Origin of the sequence: Archangium lipolyticum, from assembly GCF_024623785.1 — a bacterium.
GTDB lineage: Bacteria > Myxococcota > Myxococcia > Myxococcales > Myxococcaceae > Archangium > Archangium lipolyticum.
Genome location: NZ_JANKBZ010000033.1, coordinates 1 through 19,916 on the forward strand (window position 1 = coordinate 1; position 19,916 = coordinate 19,916).

15 protein-coding genes are annotated in these 19,916 nt (G+C 68.6%); 6 read left to right on the plus strand and 9 right to left on the minus strand.

Annotated elements, in window-relative coordinates; all coding sequences use genetic code 11:
- Positions 1–164 precede the first annotated feature (164 nt).
- Genes NR810_RS42210 through NR810_RS42220 form a run of 4 tightly spaced genes read left to right on the plus strand, consistent with a single transcriptional unit; the run spans position 165 to position 2,284 of the window.
- Complete coding sequence (locus tag NR810_RS42210) at positions 165–398, plus strand: hypothetical protein (RefSeq protein ID WP_257461014.1); 234 nt, start codon at positions 165–167, stop codon at positions 396–398.
- 14 nt (positions 399–412) lie between these two features.
- A complete protein-coding gene (locus NR810_RS52380; protein WP_306818977.1) occupies positions 413–568 on the plus strand; it encodes a hypothetical protein in 156 nt (51 codons plus the stop codon).
- 7 nt (positions 569–575) lie between these two features.
- Positions 576–947 (plus strand): hypothetical protein, encoded by a 372-nt coding sequence (locus NR810_RS52385; protein ID WP_306818978.1) that lies wholly within the window; start codon positions 576–578, stop codon positions 945–947.
- Positions 944–2,284, plus strand: a complete 1,341-nt coding sequence (locus NR810_RS42220; RefSeq protein ID WP_257461015.1) for a hypothetical protein — start codon at positions 944–946, stop codon at positions 2,282–2,284. The genes NR810_RS52385 and NR810_RS42220 overlap by 4 nt, the downstream gene beginning before the upstream one ends.
- 32 nt (positions 2,285–2,316) lie before the next feature.
- On the opposite strand, the gene NR810_RS42225 is transcribed toward NR810_RS42220, so the two are convergent.
- The 3 genes from NR810_RS42225 to NR810_RS42235 form a co-directional block, all read right to left on the minus strand.
- Positions 2,317–3,843: a multicopper oxidase family protein gene (locus tag NR810_RS42225; RefSeq protein WP_257461016.1), complete on the minus strand. Its 1,527-nt coding sequence runs from the start codon at positions 3,841–3,843 to the stop codon at positions 2,317–2,319.
- Positions 3,844–3,973: 130 nt separating this feature from the next.
- Complete coding sequence (locus NR810_RS42230; RefSeq protein ID WP_257461017.1) at positions 3,974–4,468, minus strand: YkgJ family cysteine cluster protein; 495 nt, start codon at positions 4,466–4,468, stop codon at positions 3,974–3,976.
- A gap of 5 nt (positions 4,469–4,473) precedes the next feature.
- The gene (locus NR810_RS42235) at positions 4,474–5,856 is read right to left on the minus strand and encodes an LETM1 domain-containing protein (protein ID WP_257461018.1); all 1,383 of its coding nucleotides are present in this window, start codon (positions 5,854–5,856) and stop codon (positions 4,474–4,476) included.
- Positions 5,857–6,123: 267 nt separating this feature from the next.
- Between NR810_RS42235 and NR810_RS42240 the strand changes: the two genes are divergently transcribed.
- The gene (locus tag NR810_RS42240; RefSeq protein ID WP_257461020.1) at positions 6,124–7,953 is read left to right on the plus strand and encodes an HSP90 family protein; all 1,830 of its coding nucleotides are present in this window, start codon (positions 6,124–6,126) and stop codon (positions 7,951–7,953) included.
- Positions 7,950–9,104, plus strand: a complete 1,155-nt coding sequence (locus tag NR810_RS42245) for a hypothetical protein (RefSeq protein ID WP_257461021.1) — start codon at positions 7,950–7,952, stop codon at positions 9,102–9,104. Before NR810_RS42240 ends, NR810_RS42245 begins: the two co-directional genes overlap by 4 nt.
- Before the next feature lie 34 nt (positions 9,105–9,138).
- On the opposite strand, the gene NR810_RS42250 is transcribed toward NR810_RS42245, so the two are convergent.
- From NR810_RS42250 to NR810_RS42275, 6 genes are all read right to left on the minus strand, one after another.
- Positions 9,139–10,137, minus strand: a complete 999-nt coding sequence (locus tag NR810_RS42250) for an aldo/keto reductase family protein (RefSeq protein ID WP_257461022.1) — start codon at positions 10,135–10,137, stop codon at positions 9,139–9,141.
- A 57-nt stretch (positions 10,138–10,194) separates the two neighbouring features.
- Entirely contained in the window at positions 10,195–11,769 is a 1,575-nt protein-coding gene (locus NR810_RS42255; protein ID WP_257461023.1) for a hybrid sensor histidine kinase/response regulator, read from the minus strand.
- A 68-nt stretch (positions 11,770–11,837) separates the two neighbouring features.
- Entirely contained in the window at positions 11,838–13,250 is a 1,413-nt protein-coding gene (locus tag NR810_RS42260) for a sensor histidine kinase (protein ID WP_257461025.1), read from the minus strand.
- 226 nt (positions 13,251–13,476) lie between these two features.
- Positions 13,477–15,798 carry a Tex family protein gene (locus NR810_RS42265; RefSeq protein WP_257461028.1) on the minus strand — a complete coding sequence of 774 codons (2,322 nt, stop codon included), beginning with the start codon at positions 15,796–15,798 and terminating at the stop codon, positions 13,477–13,479.
- An 87-nt stretch (positions 15,799–15,885) separates the two neighbouring features.
- Positions 15,886–16,668 carry a hypothetical protein gene (locus NR810_RS42270; RefSeq protein ID WP_257461030.1) on the minus strand — a complete coding sequence of 261 codons (783 nt, stop codon included), beginning with the start codon at positions 16,666–16,668 and terminating at the stop codon, positions 15,886–15,888.
- A gap of 23 nt (positions 16,669–16,691) precedes the next feature.
- The gene (locus tag NR810_RS42275; protein WP_257461032.1) at positions 16,692–19,904 is read right to left on the minus strand and encodes a TonB-dependent receptor; all 3,213 of its coding nucleotides are present in this window, start codon (positions 19,902–19,904) and stop codon (positions 16,692–16,694) included.
- Positions 19,905–19,916 lie beyond the last annotated feature (12 nt).

Consider the following 19,916-nt stretch of genomic DNA (forward strand, 5'->3'; position numbering starts at 1 on the left):
CTCTGCCGCGTAGCCCTTTGTAGTGCCAGCCTCTGCCGGGGTGTCAGCCGGATGCTACGCTGCTCAGAGGACATCGCCGCTCCTCTCTCCTGCTCAGCGGCGATGTTACCCCCTGAAAGAACTTAGTCCACATGGCTTAGCCCCACCTGTCCTCCAGCGAGGAGGTGCTCGCCCCTTTCCTGGCGTGCGCCTCGCCCGCCGAGTTCATCGAGCTTCAACGCGGGGTGGACATGGCCCGGCTCGTGGCGAAGCTGGATGACTGGTCCGCCGTCCGGCTTGGCGCATTGGGGCCTCTGCGAGCGGGCGCCGACGTCCTCAACCAGAAACGCGCCGCGTTCCTCTTCACACGCGCTGGCGCGAGTACGTCGTCCATTGGGAGAGGCGCCTGGGGGAGCTGAAGAGAAGCCAGGCGGTGAAGCCGCCCCTGACGTGGGATGGCTACGAGAAGATGCGGGGGCAATTCGCCCGAGGCCTGGCGTTCGAGCGTTTCATGGTGTCCCAGTTGCGAGCAGACGCGGCCCTGCCCCGGGCCATGCGCCGATACCTCCAGGACTTCACCGAGGATTGAAACGAACGTGGGCGTGGCGAAGCAGGGCACGGACGGTGTGCGCTACGCGGACGTGCTCGTCATCGAGGCAGAGCCCCCCACAGGACAGCCTCCTCGCGTGGAGACGTTCAGCTTCAAGAGCCGCAACCTCGCGCTGTTGGAGGAAGACGCCTTGACAGTGCAAATGGTCGCGGACGCGAGCGAAGCCCTGCGGTATTACGGCGAAACGCTGAACATCCGCCGACGCGTTCTGGAACTCTTCGACAAGCAGGTGTCAGTGCGGAGGGTCCGCCTCATCTACGAGGGCGGTGAGCTCAAGCCCAAGAAGCCCAACGAACAGAAGGCCGCCGTGGAAGAAACGGGGAGGGAGGTCAAGGGAGTGGAGGTGCTGTTCCAATGAAGAGACTGAAGTCATCGGACTTGAAGGCCGAGGACTGTCTCACCCTCACCTTCGAAGGTGCCTTCGACCAGCAGGCGGCACTCGAGCGCGAGTTGGAGCCCACCCTCCAGGCGCTCGAGGAGTACGCGGGCAAGTGGATGCCGGACGTCGTTGAGGGCAAGCGGCAACGCAAATACTCCCGCGCCGCCATTTGGAAAGCCTTGGAGGAGAAGCGTGACGAGAACAGTACGTCCATCGTGCTCGGTCGCACGAAGTGGCCCGCGTTGTATCTGCGGCTCAGGCTCTATTTCCCGCCTCTCCCTCCCGAACTGCGCATCTCGGTCGAAGTAAAACCCATGTCCTTCTTCGCGGAGGCGGAGCGCTGCCGGGAATTCGTGGACATGGTTCGAGCCTGGGCCACCCACCATCCCGTCACCCACGCCAACGCCAACAGCCTGGCGGAAGACCAGTTGTCGGACGCGCCCTTCTTCGGCCGTGATCTACAGACCTCGGTGCGGGACGGGTTCGACAAGCTCTACGCGGTGTCCTGGCTCAACGTCTTCGGCCCCAAGCTGGTGGAGACCATCGGCCGCGAACGCATCCTGTCCACACCCGCCCACCGGGTGGAGGTTCTTCCCAACGGCGCCGTCCTCCTGGTGACCTGGCCCACCGCCGCGGACTTCGCCAGCGACGAGGCACGCCGGGCCCAGGCCCTGGCGCTCGTCCACCTCCGGCCGGACCTGGACTTCGACACCGTTCTGCGCACTCTGCGCGAGCGCAGCGCCACGCTCACCCCCGTGGAGCCCCACTTCCATCCGGACCTGGCGCCACTCCTCTCGCGCGTGGTGGACCACGTCACCGTCAGCGAGCGCCAGCGCAAGATCGCGGAGCTCAACGTCTGGCAGCCGCCCGAGCCGGATGAGTGGCTCCCCGCTGAATCCGCCCTCCCCCCGGACGTGGAGGACCCGGAGCGCGTGCGCCAGTACTATGGCCACCTCGCCGAGCAACTCGTGGCGCTCCTGCACGCCCAGGAGCCCTCCGTCTTCAAGGAGACCCCTGAGTCACTCACGGACGTCGATGCTTACTTCTGGTGCGAGGACTTCCCGAGGGTCTTCGAGAGGCAGCGCATCGACGAGCACGCGGTGCCCGCCGTGGCCGCGTACCTGGGGGAGGTGCTGGTACGCAACCTCGGCGGGCAGTGGATACCGCGCAAGAAGCTCGGAGAAATGCAGGTGCGCGTCGGCCCGCGCGTCTGGTTTCCCTATGTCCGGGCCCACCGCTACATGCGCTCACGCCAGTCGCTGTTGGATCATTCCCTCACCCAGCTCTACCGCGTCGCCGAGCGGCATCGCTCCTGACCTCTTTGAGGAGGCCTCCCCCAGGCGGTGCACTAATGGTGGCTTGGAGTGTGGTTGGGCTGGCCTTCCTTGACCTCCACGAACTGCATCATGCCGTGGTCCTCGTGGAACGGGATGTGGCAGTGGATCGGAAACACCCCGATGTAGAGATCGTAGCGGGTGAGCAGCTTGATCGTCTGCTTCGGGCGCACCACGATCGTGTCCTTCCAGAGCACCTTCCCATCCCCGGTCTCCACCATGAAGGGATTCACGTGGATGTGGAACGTGTGGTTCTGGAAGGGCAGCGCGTCGAGTGACGAGATGATCCACCGCTCCACCCTGCCGAGCTTGAGCGGGAGCGGCGGGTCATCGGGATTGAATTCCTTGCCGTTGATTCGGAACGTGACGCCGGCCGGGTCCAGATTGGTGGAGAACTCGATATGCTGCTCGGTGATCTCCTCATCCTCGGGCAGCTCGATGGGCGGGCGGGCATGAGGCCGTAGCTCCTTCTCGGTGGGCAGCCGCTTGTTACGCACCGACCAGCCCTTCACCACGATGCGGGCCAGCACCCGGCGCTCCGGGGCGATGGTGGGATTCCGCTCATCCATCAGCAGGTAGGTGCCTGGCTTCAACGGATGGCCCTCCGCGTCCACCGCATGCACCAGCACGTCCGTGCGGTAGCCGGAGAACAGCTCCGTCGTCTCCACCTTGTCGAGCCGGCCCGTGGTGATGCCGTCATGCGCGATCTGGTACTGGGGAATGACCACCCGCGGATCGTCCTTCGAGACCAACCGGACCATGAGCCCCTCATGGATGCCGGCGTGGATGAACCGCCAGCGGTGCACGTCGCCCGGCGTCATCTGGATGGTGGGTTCGAACTCGCCATTGACGGAGAAGCGGATCCCCTCCCTGTCATTGAACCCAGGCGCGAACGGCGCGTCGGAACCATCCAGTCCGTTCACCTTCTTGCTCGGATCCTCGGGGTCCGGAATGCCTCGCGAGTAGACGATTTCCTGGAAGAAGAAGAGGTGCTCCTGGGCCGCGCGGATGGGGGGCAGCTCATCGATGGCGCCCCGGATGATGAGGGGGCCGGCCATGCCGCTGGCGACCTGGACGGCCGTCGAGCCGTGCTTGTGCGAGTGGTACCAGTAGGTCCCTGGCGGATGGCCGTCGGGAATCTTGATTTCGTAATGGAAGTGCTCGCCAGGGGCGATCTGGATCCGCACGTTGTCCGAGTTGCCAGCCGGGGAGACGTGCAACCCGTGGACGTGGAGATTGGTCGTGTTGAGGCCATGCAGTCCGTTGTGGTGCGGCTCCGGGTCGTGTTCTTCGTGGGGAAGGAAGTTGCTGAGCGACACCAGCAGCGTGTCCCCCGGACACCGCTCGATGAGAGGCCCCATCAACTTCCCATTGTAGGAGCGCAGCTTGACCTGCTCCTTCACCATCTTCCCGGTAGTCGAATCGAACCGGACGACCTCATGGGTTGCGTACTTCACATCGAGCTTCACGCTCTCATCCTTCTTCTTCTTCTTCTCCTTCTTCTTCTTCTCCTTGTGAAGCCGTGATTCGAGCGTCTGCATGCGTTTCTCTTCGATCATCTGTCCGCCCCGGATGAGTGGGATTCCGCCTATCACCAGGACGGAGTGCGGATGGCGCGAGTGTGACGCATGCCGTTGGCGTCCCTTTGCCTGCCTGCTTCCGACCGCGCCTTCAGCGCTCGAAGGACCTCGGGCCACCATGGAAGTGGCGGTCCAGGAAGGCCTCGGCGGACTCCCGCGCGGCGCACGTCTCGGATGAAGACGCACCGTCCTCGCCCCAGGCGGCGAACCTCGCGCGCTCCAGCACTGACGACGGGCGCGGGTCCGTGTCAGGCCCGAGGCAGCGCTCCACGGCCGACAGCAACGCGTGCGCCTGCTCCACTACCGCGAGCGCGTCCTCGAACGAGACGCGCTTCCCAGCCAGCTTCTTGAACAACTGGCAGTCATAGCGGCGGCACCCTTCCGGGCGCTCCGCGTAGAGCGAACACTGCCGCCCCTTGAGAGCCGTACAGCCCTGCCGGACCGCGGGCGAGCCATCCGCGAGCGCCACCACGTCGAGCCCGTTCCGCCGGGCCGCCTCGACCTCGGAGCCCTGGAGCGGAACGTGGCTGAAGAGGTTGCCGTCACAGCACAGCCCGCAGCGCCGGCACAGCTCGGACAGGGACATGGAGCTCAGCCCACCCCGCGCACCGGGGGCTCGTCCCCACCCTCCGAGCCATCCTCCTCGGGGCTCGCGGGCGCGGGCTCGTCCTGGAACGCGCTGGGCAACAGGTTGAAGGGCAGCACCTTGGCCAGGGCCACCAGCAGCAACAGCCCTCCCGGCGCCGCGAAGATGGCGAGCGCCGGAATCGCCTTGGCCACGTCGATCAGCTGCGCCCGCATGCGCTGGCGTTCCCCAGCGGTGAGCGGCTGTCCGCGCGCGGCCCTGGTGAGCAGGTGGTACAGCTCGCCCGTCTCCCGGACCTCCTGCATGAGCCGGTGGAAGTTGCGCTCCATCGTGTCCTGCATGCTCGACACGAGGTCCTCCCCCATCACGTCGGCCGCGGAGGACACGGTGAAGACATCCACCACCGAGCGGTTCTTCGCATAGAACTCGGCGACCTCCAGCTCCAACTGGTGCACGGTGCTCTCGGGCACCCGGAGCGCCCGGGTCAGCTGCTCGATGAAGACGCGCTCGCCCCGGGAGCGCCGGCCGTCCACCAGGGAGGCCAGCAGCGTCTGCTCCAGGATGAACCGCCGCAGGTCCACGCTGCGCACGTCCTTCACCACCGTCTTCAGCGGGCGGCGGCGCTCGAAGGACTGCCTCACGGCGGCACGCAGCTCGCCCTCCAGCGCGTGCGGGAGCCCCAGGTCCTCCACCTGCCGGAGGATGGCGCGGCGCGCGGAGTAGGTGGGCTGCCGATCCACGCAGGCCAGGCCGGTGAGCACCTCCACGAGCAGCGCCTTCTGCCGGGCGGCGAAGTCGATCCGGCGCCGGGCCATCTCCCGGTTCAGCCCCTGGCGGGCGAAGAAGTCGAGCGCCTGCCGGCCGAACATGTGTGCGTCGGCGTAGATCGCCCCATTGTGGAGGACGAGCCCGTAGGCCGGATCCCCCGACAGCGACAGGGCGCGGCGCTCCAGCGCGTCCTCCACCCTGCTCCACAGCCGCCGGGAAACCTCGTGCCCCTGGCGCAGCTTCTCCTCGATGGCCTGGGCCTCGTCCAGCTGGCCGGTGAGGACGGCGAAGAGGAGCAGGAGCTGCTCGCCGCGAGGGCCCGCGGGAGCACCGGCCAGGGACGCGATGTCCAGGGCCATGCGCGCCAGGGTGCGCACCACCGCGCGGAAGAGCAGCTCCTCGGGAGCACCCTCGCCGGAGGCTCCCCCCACCCCCTCCGCGGGAGTGCCGTACAACAGACCACTGGCACGCAGCATCCGGCGCAGGTACGCGCGGGCACGGGCACGGCCGGAGCTGGACTCGGGGAGCTCCACGGGCACGACGAGACCCGGCGCGCGCGCATGGGTCGCGACCGACTCCTCGAGCAACGAGGAGAGCCATCCCGCCTTGCCTGAGTGCATGGAAGCTCCACCCCGGGTGCCACACCCCGGGCAGCGGGTAGGGAATAACCTACTTCGCCGTCCCAACGCCACTGGCGCTCCACCGCGCCCGGAGGAGACGCCAGAGCGGAGGTTCATGCCACCGGCGGCGCCCCGGCGCCCGGCGGGCCGCTTGTTCAGCGGGCGAACACTCGTCCCGAGGCAAATCCGGCGGCCCTGCATTGCGAGGTGGACAGCCCACCGGAGGGGGCGTACGGGTCGCGGGGTATACGCTAGGCTGCTCCGCCCGTGGACCATCGCTTCCAGGTCAACCTCAGGGGGGTCATCGACCTCCTGTCCCACCACCTCTACAGCACGCCTGGCGTGTTCGTGCGCGAGCTGTTGCAGAACGCCACCGACGCCATCCGCGCCCGGCAGCACCTGGAGCCCACCCACCGGGGCTCGGTGCGGGTGGAGCTCATCGAGAAGCAGGATGGTGGGCTGCCCACCCTGCTCTTCAGCGACGACGGCGTGGGGCTGACGGAAGAAGAGCTGCACCGCTTCCTGGCCACCATCGGCGAGAGCTCGAAACGCGAGACGCTGGAGGCGCGCCGCAACGACTTCATCGGCCAGTTCGGCATCGGTCTGCTCTCCTGCTTCATGGTGTGCGACGAGCTGCTGGTGGTGACGCGCTCGGCCCGGGGAGACGGCGGTACCGTGGAGTGGCGGGGCCGGCATGATGGCACCTACTCCGTGCGGCCCTCCGAGCACCCACTGGAGCGGCCGGGGACCCAGGTCTTCCTCGTCGCCCGGGCGGATGCCGCCGAGTACTTCACCGCCGAGCGGGTGCGGCAGCTCGCGGCGCATTACGGAGGGCTGCTGCCCTTCCCCATCCACCTCGGCGTGAACAGCCACACCGAGCACCTCAACCCGGCCCCCCCGCCCTGGCGCCGCCAGTACGCGAGCGCGGCGGAGCGCCGCGCGGCGCTGCTGGCCTACGGGCGCGAGGTGTTCGGCATGGAGTTCGTGGACTGCATCCCCCTGCGCGCGGAGGCGGGCCAGGTGGAGGGCGTGGCCTTCGTGCTGCCCTTCTCGCCGCACTTCAACGCCCGGCAGAAACACCGCGTGTACCTCAAGGACATGTTGCTGTCCGAGAGCGCGGAGAACCTGCTCCCCGAGTGGGCCTTCTTCGTGCGCTGCGTGGTGAATGCCCAGGGCCTGCGCCCCACCGCCAGCCGCGAGTCCTTCTACGAGGACGCCACGCTGGCCCGGGCTCGCGAGTCGCTCGGCCAGTCGCTGCGGCAGTACCTGGTGGACCTGGCCACGCACGAGCCCCGCGCCCTGCAACGCCTCATCGCCCTGCATGGCCTGTCGGTGAAGGCGCTCGCGCTGGACGATGATGACTTCTACCGGCTCGTCATCCACTGGCTGCCCTTCGAGACGACGCTGGGGATGATGACGCTCGAGCACTACCGCCAGTCCTTCCCCACGGTGCGCTACGTCACGAACCTGGATGCCTTCCGGCAGGTGGCACGCGTGGCGGCGGCGCAGGGGCTGTGCATCATCAATGGCGCCTACACGCACGACACCGCGCTGCTCGAGAAGCTGCCGCGCGTGCTGCCGGACACCCAGGTGGAGCTCTTCTCCGCCGCGCAGCTTCCCCAGCGCTTCGAGGAGCTGACGCCGGAGGAGCGCGACGCGGTGGCCCGGCTGCGGCAGGTGGCCGAGGAGGCCCTGGAGCCCTTCCGCTGCGAGGTGACCCTCAAGAAGTTCCTGCCCCCCGAGGTGCCCACGCTCTACGGGGACGTGGACGACGGGGCCTTCCGGCGCGACGCGGAGCGCGCCCGCGAGGAGACGGACGAGCTGTACGCCGCCATGCTGGAAGGAGCGATGGCGGAGTCCCGGGAGGAGGAGCGGCCGCAGTTGTGCTTCAACTTCCTCAACCCCGTGGTGCGCCGGCTGGCCCGGGTGAGGGACGACGCGCAGCTCAAACTGTCGGTGGAGATGCTGTACGTGCAGGCGCTGCTGCTGGGGCACCGCCCGCTCAACGCGCGGGAGATGGCCCTGCTGAACCGGGGGCTGCTCGGCCTCATCGCGGCGCGCCTGGACGATGACGAAGGCTCAGGGGGAGTACATTGACGGAGCTGGACTGGCGCGAGCAGGTCGGCAAGCTGCTCGGGCGCGCGGAGAGGCTGGAGCCGGGCGAGGCCAAGGTGATGGCCCTGGAGGAGGCCGCGCGGCTCGCGGACGCGCACGGTGACGTGCCGCTCGCCTTCGAGGTGCGCGACGCCCTCATCGACGCGGCCACCTTCGGCGGCTTCCCGGACCGGGCCCTGGTGGCCTTCGCCTGGTGCCGCGGACAGCAGCAGAGGGATCCGGAGCGTTTCTCTCCCGAGCCCCTTCTGTGGAAGCAGAAGTGGGTGGTGGGCCGGCTCGATGAGTTCCCCCACATCAGCCGCAAGCAGATAGAGGGCGCGCTGGATGACGTGGAGCAGTGCTTCGCGAAGGCGGGCGCCGGACGGCGGGCCGTGCTGAAGCTGCGCTACCAGGCGGCTCGGGACATGGGCGACGACGCGGCGGCCGAGTCCTTCTGGGCCCAGTGGGTCAAGGAGCCGCGCGATCACCTCACCGATTGCCGCGCCTGCGAGCTGGACGATGAGCTGGACCATCACATCGACCGGGGCGAATACGCCGTGGTGCTCGAGAAGGCACGGCCCCTGCTGGAGGGGCACAGCGCGTGCGCCGAGGTGCCCCACCTGACGCTGGGCAGCGTGCTCTACCCGCTCTTCAAGCTGGGACAGCTGGAGCGGGCACGGGACAGCCACCTGCGCGGCTATGACCTGGTGCAGCGCAACCGCGAGTTCCTCGCCACCCTGGGCGAGCACCTGGAGTTCCTGACCCTTACCGGCAACGTGGAGCGAGGACTGAAACTCTTCGCACGCCACGTGGGGTGGGCACTGGAGCACTCGAGTCACCGCGACCGCTTCACCTTCTATACGGCCTCGCTCGCGCTGATGGAGCGGGCGCTGGTGGAGGGACGGGAGCGGGTGACGCTCTCGCTGCCGCGCACCTTCACGTTGTACTCGTCCGAGGACCAGTACGAGGCGAGAGCGCTTCGCGGCTGGCTGGCCACACAGGCGGAGGGCATCGCCGCGAAGTTCGACGCACGCAATGGAACGGACCGCTTCCACAAGCTGCTCGCCCGAGCCAGACAGCTGGGAGAGGAAGTGGTCCCCTTCCCCATCGAGGCCCCCCCTCTCCCCTCTCCCTCCGGGAGAGGGACGGGGTGAGGGTATCGGGGACCGAAGGGAGAGGGGATGGTGGTCACGGCCGCTTGTCGGGGCTCGCCGTCCTGGAGGGATCCCTCTCCACCACGGGACCCAGGATTTCGTCGATGCGGCGCATCACGTCCGCGCTCAGCTTCACCCCCGCCGCCTTCACGTTCTCCTTCACCTGCTCGGGCCGCGACGCACCGATGATCGCCGAGGCCACGTTCGGGTTCTGCAGCACCCACGCCACCGCCAGCTGCGCCAGTGACAGGCCCACCCCGTCCGCCACGGGCTTGAGCTGCTGCACCCGCGTCAGCACGTCATCCGACATGAAGCGCTGGACGAAGCGCGCGCCGCCCTTCTCGTCCGTGGCCCGGCTCCCCTCCGGCGGCTTCTGTCCCGGCTTGTACTTGCCCGTCAGCACGCCCTGCGCGATCGGCGACCAGACGATCTGCCCCACCCCCAATTCCTTCGAGGTCGGCACCACCTCGGCCTCGATGATCCGCCACAGCATGGAGTACTGCGGCTGGCTGGAGATGAGCTGGAAGCCCAGCTGCTTCGCCAGCTTCACGCCCTCGCGGATCTGCTCCGCCGTCCACTCGGACACGCCGATGTAGAGCGCCTTGCCCTGCCGCACCACGTCCGCGAAGGCCTGCATCGTCTCCTCGAGCGGCGTCTCGACGTCGTACCGGTGCGCCTGGTACAGGTCCACGTAGTCCGTCTTCAGCCGCCGCAGCGAGCCGTTGATGGACTCCAGGATGTGCTTGCGCGACAGGCCCCGGTCATTCGGGCCGGGACCCGTGGGCCAGTACACCTTGGTGAAGATCTCCAGGCCCTCGCGCCGCTGGCCCGCCAGGGCACGGCCGAGCACCTCCTCCGCGCGAGTCGCGGCATAGACATCCGCGGTATCGAAGGTGGTGATGCCCTCTTCGAGCGCGGCACGGACACAAGCGAGCGCCGCGGCCTCCTCGACCTGGGAGCCATGGGTCAGCCAGTTCCCGTAGGAGATTTCGCTGACCATGAGACCACTGCCGCCGAGATGTCGGAAGTTCATGCGCGCGGCATAACCCGCGCTACGGACCGGCACCACCCAAACCACCACCGGACCGCGTCAGCCATCCGCCAGCAAACGGGTGGGCAGCGAGACGGTGAACACTGTCCCGTCTCCCGGCACGCTGCGCACCGCGATCTCCCCCCCGAGCCGCCGCACGATGTTGCGGCTGATGGACAGTCCCAGTCCCGTGCCCGTCGAGCCCTTCGTGGTGAAGAAGGGTTGGAAGAGCCGGGGCAGGAGCTCCGAGGAGATTCCGGGACCCGTGTCGCTGACCTCGATGATGGCCAGGCCGGCCTCACCCCGGGTGGTGAGACGGATCTCCCTGCGCGTCCCATCCCCTTCCGCGATCGCCTGCGCCGCGTTGACGAGCAGGTTGACGAAGACCTGTGAGACGGGCCCCGGGCTCCCCCGCACCAGCAGGCCCTCGGCGAGCTGGGTCTTGACGTCCGCCCGCTGCGTCGTCTCGATGCGCGCGATGCGCAGCGCCGAACGGATGGCCTCGTTGAGATCGAACCACCCCCTGTCCTCGTCATCCGTGCGCGCCAGCGAGCGCATGTCCCGCACGATGTCGCTGATCCGGTGGGCGCCCTCGCGCGCGTCCAGCACCGCCTGCTCCAGCTCGTCCATGTCCACCTGGGCACCCCGGCGCAGCGCGGCCAGTTGATCCCGGATGAAGCCCAGGTTGCTGAGCACGTAGGCCGCGGGGTTGTTGATCTCATGCCCGATCCCCGCCGCCACCTGCCCCAGCGTCGCCAGCCGCTCGGACGCCGCGAGCTGGCAGGCCAGGCGCCCGTTCTCCAGCGCCAGCACCACATGGCTGGAGAGCACCGCCGTGCGATCCAGATCCTTCTTGCCGAAGATGCGCGAGCTCTCCCTGCGCAGCAGGCCCAGCACCCCGAGCACCCGCTCCCCCACCGCCAGCGGATAGAGGATGAGCGACGCCCCCATCCCCAACCCCAGCTCCCGGTTGGGGCCGAGCCGCCGATCCTCGAGCCCCGGCGCCACGAGCGCCGGCGTCCGATCGATGGCCAGCGCGTGGACGACCTTCTCCGCCAGCTCGCGCAGCAGGGTGCCCTCGGCCTCGGAGGCCAGGCCCCGCTCGTGCACCTGCTGCAACCGCCCCTGCACATCCGGCATCAGCAGCACCACCGCGTCCGCGGCCAGCAGCGACTGGCTCCCCTCCACGATGGCCTGCGGGAGCCGCTCCAGCTCGTTCGTCGAGAAGAAGGCCTGGCTCGCCCGCACCAGGTCCGCCGAGACGTTGAGCCGGTAGCGGTCGAGCGCGCGCGCCACGCACGAGTACATCTCGTGGATGTCGAACGGCTTGCGGATGAGGTCGAACGCACCGGCCCTCATGCATTCGATGGCGGTCTCCACCTCGGCATAGCCGGTGGCGACGATGACCTCGGTGGCCGGCAGCGCCTGCTTCACCTCGTGCAACAGCTCGAGCCCGCTCATGAAGGGCATCCGGACGTCGGTGATGACCAGGCCGGGTGAGCACTCGCGCAGCACGCGCAGGGCGGCCTTGCCGTCGGACGCCTCGGTGATGGCGTACCCCTCCAGCTCCAACTGGTACCGCAGGAGCAGGCGCATGTCCCGTTCATCGTCCACGACGAGGATCTGCTCAGGCATGGGGGAGCTCCGGGTCGACGAGGGGGTGGGCACGGCGGGGGTTCCTGTGGAGGAGGAAGGGCGCGGGCTCAAGCGGAGACCTCCGTGTGATGCGCCAGCGCCGCGGGGAGCCAGAGACGCACCGTCGTCCCGGAGCCGAGCACCGACTCCACGTCGATGCGGCCTCCGTGCGACTCGATGATGCTGCGGGTGATGGACAAGCCCAGGCCCGTCCCCTGCCCGACCGGCTTGGTGGTGAAGAAGGGATCGAAGATGCGCTGGAGCATGTCCGGGGGAATCCCCCGCCCGGTGTCCTTCACGGCCAGCTCCACCCCGTCACGTGTGGGAGAAGCGCGCGCCGCGATGGACACGCTGCCCCCCGGCGGCGTCGCGTCCAGCCCGTTGCCCACCAGGTTCAGCAGCGCCGACTCGAGCTCCGCCACCCGGCCCTCCAGCTCGGGCAGGCCCACCGGCGAGGGGACGATCCCCAGGCTCACCTCTCCGTGCCGGGCCTGCCCCATGGCCAGCTCGCACACACGCTCCAGCATGGGTCCCACCTCGATGCGCTCGCGCTCCGGGCCACCCCGGCGGGAGAAGTCCAGGAGCGTCCGCACCAGCTGGGCGCAGCGCTGCGTCTGCTTCTCGATGGAGAGCAGCGCCATGCGCGACGCCTCGTCCTGGGAGGGCTTCCTCAACAGTCCCTGCGCGAAGCCGAGGATGATGCCGAGCGGATTGTTGAGCTCGTGCGAGAGGCCCGCCACCAGCGTGCCCACCGCCGCCATCTTCTCCGACTGCACCAGCGACTCGCGCAGCCGCTTGTACTCGCGCAGGTCCCTCACGATGCAGACGTGCCCCTGCACCTGCCCCAGCGCGTCGAGAATGCGCGACAGGGTGACCTGCACCGGAATCGTGCCCGCCCGCGAGGTGATCAGCGACAGCTCCGCCTCCACCGGCTCGCCCTCCGTGGCGCGGGCGGCGAGCCCGGAGAACCGCCCGCGCTCGTCCTCGGGCACCACCCGCTCCAGGAAGGACGCCCCCAACATCTCCAGCCGTGGCCACCCGAAGAGCTTCTCCGCCGCCGTGTTCCAGACGTGGATCCACCCCTCCCCGCCCACCATGATGATGGCGTTGGGAGACGTGGAGGTGATCTGCGCCAACAGGGAGAGATGGTCGCGCGAGCGCTCCAGCTCGGCGGTGTGCTCCTCGAGCTGCTCGAGCATCAGGTTGAAGGTGCCCGCGAGGGCGCCCAGCTCGTCCTTCGACCGCACCTGGATGCGCTGGCTCAGGTCCCCACCGTCGATGATGCGCAGCAGGGTGACCCGCAGCTGCTGAAGCTGGCGCAGCAGGACCCGCGCACGCCAGAAGACCAGCAGCGCCAGCACGAGGGCCATCACCCTGCCGCCGCCGCTGGACAGGGTGGCCATCAAGAAGCCCACCAGGGCCACGTCGATCAGAAGAAAGACGAGGAGATGCCTGCCCTGGAAACTCCGGAGGATGTTCACGGAGCCGCCCCTCGGTCCGGGCTCCCGCCAGGCGTCTTCTCCTGTGCCACGGCCACGCCGCACAGCAGCGCGAGGCCCCACCCTCCTGGCAACAGTCGTCCCATGGTCTCCCCCGGAAATCCCGTTTGCCCAGAATATACGAGCCCGGGTCGGAGGCGAGACCCACCCACGAATGGTCACGGGTGCCGGGTGGGAGCATTCCCGGCACCCGTGAGGTGCTGTCTTCTCAGCGCTTGAGATTGCGGAACGGGTTGTTGAAGGGCTCGGCAGAGGGCTTCTGGGGAGCCGGCGCCTTTCCGCCCGCCTGCTTCCCGGCTGGGGCGCGCGGCGCACCACCCGCCGGGCGGGCCTCGCTCCCCGAGGAGCGTGGAGTTCCAACGGAAGGAGCGGCCGGGGAGCCCTCGGTGACGGCGCGCACGGAGAGCGCGAGCCGCTTCCGCGCCAGGTCCACGCTCAGCACCTTCACCGTCAGCCGGTCGCCCACCTTCACCACCTCGCCCGGGTCCTTCACGAAGCGTGTGGAGAGCTGGGACACGTGGACGAGCCCGTCCTGGTGGACCCCCACGTCGACGAAGGCCCCGAAGGCGGTGACGTTGGTGACGACGCCCTGCAGCACCATCCCCTCCTTCACGTCCTCCAGCTTCTGCAGGTCCTCCCGGTAGGAGGGCGCGGTGAAGTCGCCACGAGGATCCCTGCTGGGCTTCTCCAGCTCGGCGAGGATGTCCTTCAGCGTCATCTCCCCCAGGTCCGGCCCCAGGTAGCGCTTCGGGTCGATCTTCCGCACCAGCGCGCTGTTGCCCACCAGCTGCTTCACGTCGACGCCCAGGTCCTTCGCCATGCGCTCGACGACGCCGTAGCGCTCGGGGTGCACGGCGCTGGCGTCGAGCGGCTCGGGGCCGTGCACGCGCAGGAAGCCCGCCGCCTGCTCGAACGTCTTCGGGCCCAGCCCGCTCACCTTCAGGATTTCACGCCGCGTGCTGAAGCGGCCCTTGGCCGCGCGGTGCGAGACGATCTTCTTCGCCAGCGTGGGGCCGATGCCGGACACGTGCTCCAGCAGCTGGGGCGACGCGGTGTTGACGTCCACGCCCACCGCGTTGACGCACGAGTCCACCACCTCGCCCAGCTTCTTCTTGAGCAGGCCCTGGTCCACGTCGTGCTGGTACTGGCCCACGCCGATGCTCTTGGGATCGATCTTCACCAGCTCGGCCAGGGGGTCCTGCAACCGGCGGCCGATGGACACGGCGCCGCGCAGCGACACGTCCAGGTCGGGGAACTCCTCGCGGGCCACCTCGGAGGCCGAGTAGATGGAGGCGCCCTGCTCGCTCACGGACACGACGGGCACCTGCGAGCCGAGCGCCTTGAGCACCTCACGCACGAAGGTCTCCGCCTCGCGGCTGCCGGTGCCGTTGCCCACGGCGATGAGCTCGGGCTTGTGCTTGAGGATGATGGCTCCGCACTGCTTGGCGGCGGCGGCGCGCTCGCTCCCGCTCCTCTCCGTGTAGAGCGTGGCGGTGTCCACCAGCTTGCCGGTGCCATCGAGCATGGCGGCCTTGATGCCGGTGCGCAGGCCGGGATCCAACGCGAGCACGGGACGGCTCCCCGCGGGCGCGCTGAGCAGCAGGTGGCGCAGGTTCTGGCCGAAGACGACGATGGCCTCGCGGTCCGCGCGCTCCTTGAGCTCGTTGCGCAGCTCGGACTCCAGCGAGGGGCCCATGAGCCGGTCCCACGAGTCCTCCACCGCGGCGCGCAGCTCGGGGGCGAACGGAGACTGGGGCTTCGTCACCACGCGCGAGGCGAGCGTGCCCTTCACCTCGTCATCCGGGAGGGCCAGCTGGATGCGCAGCACCTCCTCGGACTCGCCGCGCAGCAGCGCGAGGATGCGGTGCGAGGGCGCCTTGGACAGGTCCTCCTCGTGGTCGGCGTAGTTGTCGAACTTGGTGGCCTCGTCCTTCTTCTTCGCGACGACGGCCGAGCGCAGGCGGCCCTTCTGCACGCACAGCTCCCGGGCGGAGCGGCGCAGGCCCGCGTCCTCGGCGACGCGCTCGGCGCAGATGTCACGCGCCCCGGCGAGCGCGGCCTCCAGATCCGGCACCTCCTTCTCCGGATTGACGAACGAGCGCGCGCGGGCGGCGACGTCGTCCTTCTTCCCCGCCTCCTGCTTCCAGAGGAGGTCGGCGAGCGGCTCCAGGCCACGCTCGCGGGCGATGGCGGCACGGGTGCGGCGCTTGGGCTTGTAGGGGAGGTACAGGTCCTCCAGCTCGGTGCGCGTCTTCGCGCGCTGAAGCGCCTGGGCCAGCTCGGGGGTGAGCTTCCCCTGCCCCTCGATGGTGCGGAGGATGGTCTCCCGGCGCGAGTCGAGCTCGGCGCGCTCGGCGGCCCAATCCAGGATGGCCTGGATCTGCACCTCGTCGAGGCCACCGGTGGCCTCCTTGCGGTAGCGGGCGATGAAGGGGACGGTCGCCCCTTCCTCACTCAGGGCCAGGGTCCGGTCCACCTGCTCGGGCTTGAGGCCCAGTTCCTTCGACAGCTCGACGGCGTAGGCGTGCATGGCGACACACACCCTACACCACCCCACACAAGATTGCGAGTGGGCGGAAGGGGGCCGGCGGCAGCCTGTCCGCTGGCCCCCGGAGGTTCACGGCTTGTCCGAGGGAACCTCGCCCGTGAGTACGCAGATCATCACGTTCGGATCGCACTTCACCGGGAAGATGGGGTTGATGCCGGAGCCGCGGACGCGGCCCACGGCGGGATCCGGATTCGGGTCGCACTTGGACTCATCCGGCACCGTCTTCTTGTCCTTCTTGCCATCCCCATCGGCGTCGGTATCGAGCGTGATTTCCGTCCCGCACGCCACCACCGGCCAGATGCCCTTCACCGAGTACTCGGCGGTGCAGTCGTTCTGGGTGTAGCGCAGGTCCGCGACGAACTGCGTGCCCGGAATCTGCGGCGTGCTGTAGATGCGCACGTTGGACCACTCGTAGGTGAGGCTGACGGGCGCCTTGCTGACCCCCCCGTAGCGCGACACCAGCCGCGCCGGGTTGAGCGTGGGCACCTCGCAGAAGTTGTCCGCGCCCGGAGCATCCGCCGTCAGCTCGCCCACGGAGTTGGGCTCCCTGGGCGCGTCCGGATCCATCTGGGTGTCCTTGTGCGCCAGCTCGTCGCCGATCCGCCGTGCGCGGAGGGACACCGAGTCCCGCCCGTTGGGATCCTGGTTGAAATACTTCTCCAGGCCCACCCGCTCCGGCTTGAGCTGAGCGCACGTACGGCTCGCGTCCTGTCCCTGCTTCAGGGTGTAGACGGTCGCGAACGCGCCCTTGCCCACCAGGCACTGCGGGTCCTGCTGCTCGGCGCCACAGGCGCCCAGGGTCGAGGCGAACAGCACCGCACCCGAAACCGATCCGATCAATCGAAGGTTCATGGAGTCTCTCCCGGGTGCCCGCATTAGAAGCTCAGCCTCATGCCGAAGCGCACGGCGCGAGGCGTCTGGTAGGCGATCGGGCGCTTGAAGTTGGGGTTGATGTCCGAACCCTGGATGGTCTTGGGATTCTCATCCGAGCTGCTGGCGAGATAGACGCGGCAGTCGGGGCTACCCGGGGTGACGCAGCTGGTGACGTTCACCGGCTTGCCGTCCTTCTCGATGGGCTTGACATCGGCGGTGGTGAAGACCTGGTCCACGTCCGTCACCTGCTGGAAGTTGAAGACGTTGAAGACGTCCAGGGTGAGGCTGAGCGTGTAGTTGCCGGACAGCCGCCGATTGAGGCCCAGGTGGCCGTCGATGTTGTGGACCCAGGGCAACCGGCCCGCGCTGCCGCGCGGCAGGAGGAACGTCTCCGCGCCGGTGTAGATCGGGTGATAGCCCAGGTAGTTCAGCGGCGCGCCCGAGCGCGCCCGGTAACCACCGCCCAGGTTGATGGACATGTCCTTGCCCAGCTGGAACTCCTTGGCGCCAAAGGCCTTGAAGGCGTGGGTGCGGTCACCCGGCAGCGCCCCATCGCGGTTGGTGGTCAGCGACACCAGGTCGAAGTCGCGCGTCAGGTTGGGCGAGAGCTGGGCGTTTTCCGCGCGGAACAGACCCGAGTAATTGCCGCGCAGCGAGGACCACGTGTAGCTGACCTGGGCCAGCCAATCATTGGAGAAGGTCTTGGTGTAGTAGACGTTCACCGCGTCGTAGTCGCGGCGCGCCTCGGGGAAGTCCGTCGAGTAGCCCTTGCCCGGGTTGCCCAGGAAGAAGGTGCGGGTGTTGTCGCGACTCATGTCCTCGATGACGTCGTTGAGGTAGCGCCGGGTATACGAGACGCCCACGCGCCCGAGCAGCACCTCGTACTCGGCGCCAAGGACGAACTCATCGCTGGACTGGGCGCGGATCTTCGGATCCACCGGCACACGGTCTCCGCCCTCGGAGACCCACTGCTGGTTGGGGCTCTCTGGGGTTCCACGCGTCTGCCGGTTGGCGGCCAGGGTGCAGTCCCCGCCGGGAGCGAGGTCGGCCGGATCCCTGGGATCGCAGGACGCGTTGTAGGTGGCCGCCAGCTGCTGCTGCTGCGGGAACGACAGGTCGGCCATGTCGAGGGGGACGTTCTCGTAGAAGCGCGCGTAGTTGGCGTAGAGCTTCGAGCGGCCCTGCTGGGTGAAGTCGTAGATGACGCCGATGCGGGGCGACCACTGGTGGGGCAGATTCAGGCCCATCTTGCCGTCCATGCCCCAGATGGTCTGCGTGTCGTAGCGCACGCCCGCGTTGACCGTCACCTTGTCGAGGATGGACCAGCTGTCCTGGACGAAGCCGCCGACCGTCAGCGAGGTGGTCGTCCCCTCCTTCGAGGGCAGGAAGACGGGCTGGTCAGGCGCATCGAGGTAGCCGTACTGGGTCCGGCTCTCGAAGCACGTGCCGTCCGGGCACTCGCGCCAGGGAGCCAGGCCGGTGCGCGCGCGGTTGTTGTAGAAGCTGGCGCCCTCGGCGTCGAAGCCCGCCTTGATGACGTGGTGGCCGAGCCCCTCGAACAGGTACGTCCCCAGCACCTTACCCTGGTAGCGGTCCAGCTCCGAAACGCTGATCGTCCCGGGCCCACCCGTGGTGTACGCGGTGACGGGGCAGCGCGCCACGCTCGCGCCCGGCTCCGCGCAGGCGGCCGCGTCGGGGATGCTCTCGAACTCGGTGATGGAGTGGTAGCCGGGATTGCTCGAGCGGCGCCAGGTGATCTTCGGCACGGCGGCAAGGCCGTCGCCCCCCAGCTGCGAGCCGTCCGACGGGAGGATGGAGGCATCCTGGTGGTGCCAGCCGACCGTCGCGTCGATCAGCAGCGCCTTGTTGAAGAAGGAGGAGGACTGCTTGGCCACGACATCCAGCGCGCCGCCCGTGCGCCGGGTGGCGATGGACTCATAGGAGCCCTGGACGTACCCGGTGCAGGACAGCCCGCTGCACACCTCGGGGGCCCCATCGCGGCTGAAGGAGTACCGACCCGCGCCGCCCGACCAGTTGGGCGTGCCGTACACCGTCAGCGACAGGTTGTGGTCCGGGTTGAAGAGGTACGTGAGCTTGCCGATGTACTGGATGGTCCGGTCGTCCGCGAAGCGATCCACCCGTGTGCCCTCGATGGGTGTCGTCTGGGCGAACCGGGTGGTGGGGTCGATCCGCGCCTTGCCCACCGCCGTGCAGCCGTTGGCCGGGTCCACCGCGGTGCAGAGATCGTAGGCGTTGAGCTGCCGCGACACCTGGATGCGGGTGAACGAGGGCGCCACACCGGCGTAGAACCACAGCTTGTCCTTCACGATGGGGCCGCCCAGCTCGAAGCCGAAGTCCCCCTGGTTCCACGGCGTACCTTTCGCGGAGATGACGCTGCCGGCCTGCTGGAGCTCCAGGGCCGCCGTCTGGAGGAAGCCCGGGGCCACGTTGCCGAAGAGCGAGCCGTGGAACTCGTTGGAACCGGACTTGGTGACCACGTTGAGCACACCGCCCGTGGAGCGGCCGTACTCGGGCATGTAGCCACCGGTGATGACGTTGACCTCCTTGACGAACTCCACCGAGAGCGGCGTGCCGATGGTGCCCACCGCCGGGTCGTTCACCGACAGGCCATCCACCACGAACTGGTTCTCGGGCGAGGTGCTGCCGTTGATGCTCACGCCGAACTGGTCCTCCTGCGCGCCGGGAGCCATCTCGGCCAGGGACTCGAAGGAGCGCGACGCCGAGCCCTTCGAGCCCGGGCGGCTCACCGCCAGGTTGCGCAGCAGGTTGGAGTCCACGCTCATGCCCGACGCGCTCGAGCCCACGTCGATGGTCGGCGCGGTGGCCGTGACGACCATCTCCTCACTCAGCCCCGACTCCGGCAGCAGCTCCACGTTGAAGCGGATGGTGCGGTCGATGAGCAGCTGGATGCCATCACGCGCATAGGGGCGGAACCCCTCGTGCTCCACCCGGAGGGTGTAGAGACCCGGCGGCAGCTGGGGAATGCGGTACAGACCGCTGGCATCCGTGAGCACCGTCTGCTCGCCCTGGAGACTCGGGGAGGTGGCCGTCACCACCGCGTCCTGCAGCGGCTTCTTGTCGGCTGTATTGACGATCTTTCCGGTGATGACCGCGGTGCCCTGGGCCCAGGCGCTGGCTCCGAACAGCAACAGCAGGACACACAAGCCGCGAGCGAGTCGAACGTGTGAAAGCAAAGGTGACGCCCC